Origin of the sequence: Streptomyces calidiresistens, assembly GCF_014141525.1 — a bacterium.
GTDB classification, from domain to species: domain Bacteria; phylum Actinomycetota; class Actinomycetes; order Streptomycetales; family Streptomycetaceae; genus Streptomyces; species Streptomyces calidiresistens.
Genome location: NZ_VKHS01000515.1, coordinates 1 through 4,078 on the forward strand (window position 1 = coordinate 1; position 4,078 = coordinate 4,078).

Here is a 4,078-nt window from a genome sequence, read left to right on the forward strand (position 1 = left end):
GGTCGGGTGGGACGTCGGGGCACGATCGGAGGCCGGCCGGGAGCCGTCATCGACACAGCCGAGCCTAACCTCACTCCCGTTCCGCGGCCCGTCGGGGTGCGGCGCCCTATCCTGATCATCACCCCCTGCCGATCGGTGGGGCGGGGATCCCGGCATCGCCGGACCTACGGAAGGGGCGGACGCGCAGTGACGGCGGCACCAGGCGAGCGCATCCCGGTGCTCGTCCTGACGGGTTTCCTCGGAGCGGGCAAGACGACCCTGCTCAACCACCTGCTGCACAACCGGCGCGGCCTGCGCATCGGGGCGGTGGTCAACGACTTCGGCAGCATCGGGGTGGACGCCCTCGCGGTCGCCGGACAGGTCGACTCGATGGTCTCGCTGGGCAACGGCTGCCTGTGCTGCGCGGTGGACACCGAGGACCTGGACGAGATGCTGGGGCGGTTGGCGGAGCCGGAGGTCGGCATCGACCTCATCGTCATCGAGGCCAGCGGCCTGGCCGAGCCGGAGGTCCTGGCCCGCATGGTGCTCGCCGCCTCCTCGCCCCGGGTGCTCTACGGCGGGCTGGTGGAGGTGGTGGACGCCGCCGAGTTCACGGCCACCCGCGAGCGGCACCCGGGTATCGAGCGGCATCTGGCGGTCGCCGATCTGGTGGTCCTCAACAAGGCCGATCGGCTGTCGGCGGACCGCCTGGGGAGCCTGCTGCGGGAGGTCCGCTCCCTGGCCGGCGGCGCCCCGGTGGTCACGGCCGTCCACGGGCGGGTGGACCCCGGTCTGCTCTTCGACCCGGTGCGACGGGAGGTCGTCGGGCCCCGGCAGTTGAGCTTCGGCGACCTGCTCGCCGAGGAGGCCGGGGACGCCGGCGGGTGTGCGGCGGACGCGGGGGAGGGGGAGCACGACGGTCACCTGCACGACGGTTACACCTCCCTGGCGTTCACCGCCGACGATCCCATCGACCCGCGCCGCTTCGCGGCCTTCACCGAACGCCGCCCCGAGGGCCTGTACCGGATCAAGGGCACGGTCCGGTTCGCGCTCCCGCCGGGCGAACCGGACCGGCGGTTCCTCGTGCACGCCGTGGGGCGCTTCCTGCGCTACCGGCCCGGGCCCTGGCCCGGGGGAGTGGCGCCCCGCACCGAACTCGTGCTGATCGGGGCCGGGATCGACACCGGGGCGCTGCGCGCGGAACTGGAGGAATGCGTGGCGGACGGGCCGGGGGAGACGCCCCCCGACGCGCTCTACGGCGTCCTGAGGTTCGTCGACCGCCGGGACGCGGACCCCGACGCCGGGGCGGCCGGGGAGCCGGACGGCACCGGCGCCCCCGCCCCGGGAGGGGCCGACGACCGGTACGACCCCGATACGCCGTACGACCCGCACGACACCGGGGACCCGTACTCCGGGTACGACCCGGACGGCGCCGCCTTCCCCACCGGTACCGGTGAGCCGGTCGCCGGGGTGACGGTGGAGGACCCGCCGTACTGACCGGCCGGCTCCCGGCCGATCCCGGGCGTGCGAAGGCGCCGGTGTCCGCCCCACTCGGGGCGGACACCGGCGCCCTCGTCGGATCAGCCCTCCCGGCCGACCGGGCCGGCCATCACCGCGATCGCCTTGGGCAGCGGGGTACCCGAGCCGTCCCGGCGCGGGTCGGGTTCCGGCAGCGGCGCCGCCGCGCCCGAGGCCGTGGCCGCCCGGGCGGGGGCGGGTCCGGCCCAGGCGAAGGCGAGGCGCTCCTCGCCCTTGAGGAAGCGCTGACAGCGCACTCCGCCGGTCGCCCGGCCCTTGCGCGGGTACTGCTCGAACGGGGTCAGCTTCGCCGTGCCCCGGGAGCCCGCCGCCCCGGTGCCCGCCGCCATGGTGAAGACCACCGCCTCCACGGCGGGGTCCACGGCGGTGAAGGAGAGGACCCGCCCGCCCTCCGGCAGCTTGATGCCCGTCATACCGGCCGCCGGCCGCCCCTGCGGGCGCACCTGCGAGGCCGGGTAGCGCAGCAGTTGGGCCTCGTCGGTGATGAAGACCAGGTCCTCCTCGCCGGTGCGCAGCTCGACCGCGCCCACCACCCGGTCCCCCTCGCGCAGGGAGATGACCTCCAACTCGTCCTTGCCCGCCGGGTAGTCGGGGACCACCCGCTTGACCACGCCCTGCTCGGTCCCCAGGGCCAGCCCCGGGGAGGACTCGTCGAGACCGGTCAGACAGAGCACCCGCTCGCCCTCGGCGAGGGAGACGAACTCGGCCAGTGGCGCGGCGCCCGCGAGGCCGGGGCCGGTCGCGTCGGCGGGCAGCTCCGGCAGATCCACCACCTGGAGCCGCAGCAGCCGGCCCGCGGAGGTGACGACGCCGATCTCGCCGCGGGTGGTCGCGGGCACCGCGGAGACGATGACGTCGTGCTTGGCCCGTTTCCCGGCGCCGCCCTGGTCGAAGGGGTGCTCCGGCCCGGTGGTGCGGGCGAGCAGGCCGGTGGAGGAGAGCAGCACCCGGCACGGGTCGTCGGCCACCTGCAGCGGCACGGCCGCGAGGGGCGCGCCGTCCTCCTGCGACAGTTCGGTGCGGCGCGGGGTGCCGAACTTCCGGGAGACCTCGGTCAGCTCGGAGGAGACGACCTTGCGCAGTTCGGCGTCGGACTCCAGGATCCGGGTCAGCTCGGCGATCTCGCCGGTGAGCCGGTCGCGCTCGGCCTCCAGTTCCAGCCGGTCGAAGCGGGTCAGCCGCCGCAGGGGGGTGTCCAGGATGTAGCGGGTCTGCGTCTCGCTCAGGTCGAAACGCGCCATCAGCGCGTCCTTCGCGGCCCCGGAGTCGTCGCTGGCGCGGATGACCCGGATGACCTCGTCGATGTCCAGGAGGGCGACCAGCAGGCCCTCGACCAGGTGGAGGCGGTCCTCGCGCCGACCGCGTCGGTACTCGCTGCGCCGTCGGACCACCGTCAGCCGGTGGTCCAGGTAGACCTGGAGCAGTTCCTTCAGGCCGAGGGTGAGGGGCTGGCCGTCGACCAGGGCGACGTTGTTGATCCCGAAGGACTCCTCCATCGGGGTGAGCTTGTAGAGCTGGGCGAGGACGGCCTCGGGGTTGAAGCCGTTCTTGATCTCGATGACCAGCCGCAGGCCGTGGTTGCGGTCGGTCAGGTCCTTCACGTCCGCGATGCCCTGGAGCCGCTTGGAGTTGACCAGGTCCTTGATCTTGGAGATGACCTTCTCCGGGCCCACCGTGAACGGCAGTTCGGTGACGATCAGGCCCTTGCGGCGGGGCGTCACCTGCTCGACGGCGACGGTGGCCCGGATGCGGAAGGTGCCGCGCCCGTTCTCGTAGGCGTCGCGGATGCCGTCCAGACCGGTGATCCGCCCGCCGGTGGGCAGATCGGGGCCGGGCACGAAGCGCATCAGGGTGGCGAGGTCGGCGCCCGGGTGCTTGAGCAGGTGCTTGGCCGCGGCGATCACCTCGCCCAGGTTGTGCGGGGGCATGTTGGTGGCCATGCCCACGGCGATTCCGGAGGCGCCGTTGACCAGCAGGTTCGGGTAGGCGGCGGGGAGCGCGACCGGCTCCCGCTCGCTGCCGTCGTAGTTCGGCGCGAAGTCGACCGTGTCCTCGTCGATCGAACCGGTCATCAACTCGGCCGGCGCGGCCGAGCGGCATTCGGTGTACCGCATGGCGGCGGGCGGGTCGTCGTTGCCCAGCGAGCCGAAGTTGCCGTGGCCGTCGACCAGCGGCAGCCGCATGGAGAACGGCTGCGCCATCCGCACCAGGGCGTCGTAGATGGCGGAGTCGCCGTGCGGGTGGAGTTTGCCCATCACCTCACCGACCACACGGGCGCACTTGACGTGCGCGCGGTCGGGACGCAACCCCATCTCGTGCATCTGGTACAGGATGCGACGGTGCACCGGCTTCAGGCCGTCCCGGGCGTCGGGGAGCGCGCGGGAGTAGATCACCGAGTAGGCGTATTCCAGGAAGGAGCCCTGCATCTCGTCCACGACGTCGATGTCGAGGATCCGCTCCTCGAAATCGTCGGGCGGCGGGGTCTTCGTACTGCGGCGGGCCATCGCGGCTGGCGCTCCTTCGGCACGTGACGGACGGTCGGGACGCTGTCTCTTATACA

The 4,078-nt window shown here is 73.2% G+C and carries 2 protein-coding genes; one reads left to right on the forward strand and one right to left on the reverse strand.

What is annotated here, in order from left to right; genetic code table 11:
- The first annotated feature begins 186 nt into the window (after positions 1-186).
- On the forward strand, positions 187-1,476 hold the full coding sequence (locus FOE67_RS18710; RefSeq protein WP_182665806.1) for a CobW family GTP-binding protein: 1,290 nt from the start codon (positions 187-189) through the stop codon (positions 1,474-1,476).
- Positions 1,477-1,559: 83 nt separating this feature from the next.
- Here FOE67_RS18710 and FOE67_RS18715 read toward each other — a convergent pair whose 3' ends face one another.
- Positions 1,560-4,022, reverse strand: coding sequence for a DNA gyrase/topoisomerase IV subunit A (locus FOE67_RS18715; RefSeq protein ID WP_182665808.1), 2,463 nt, complete (start codon positions 4,020-4,022; stop codon positions 1,560-1,562).
- Positions 4,023-4,078 lie beyond the last annotated feature (56 nt).

Coding starts and splice junctions, on each gene's coding strand:
- FOE67_RS18715 (WP_182665808.1), bottom strand. CDS start 4,022: ATGGCCCGCCGCAGTACGAAGACCCCGCCGCCCGACGATTTCGAGGAG.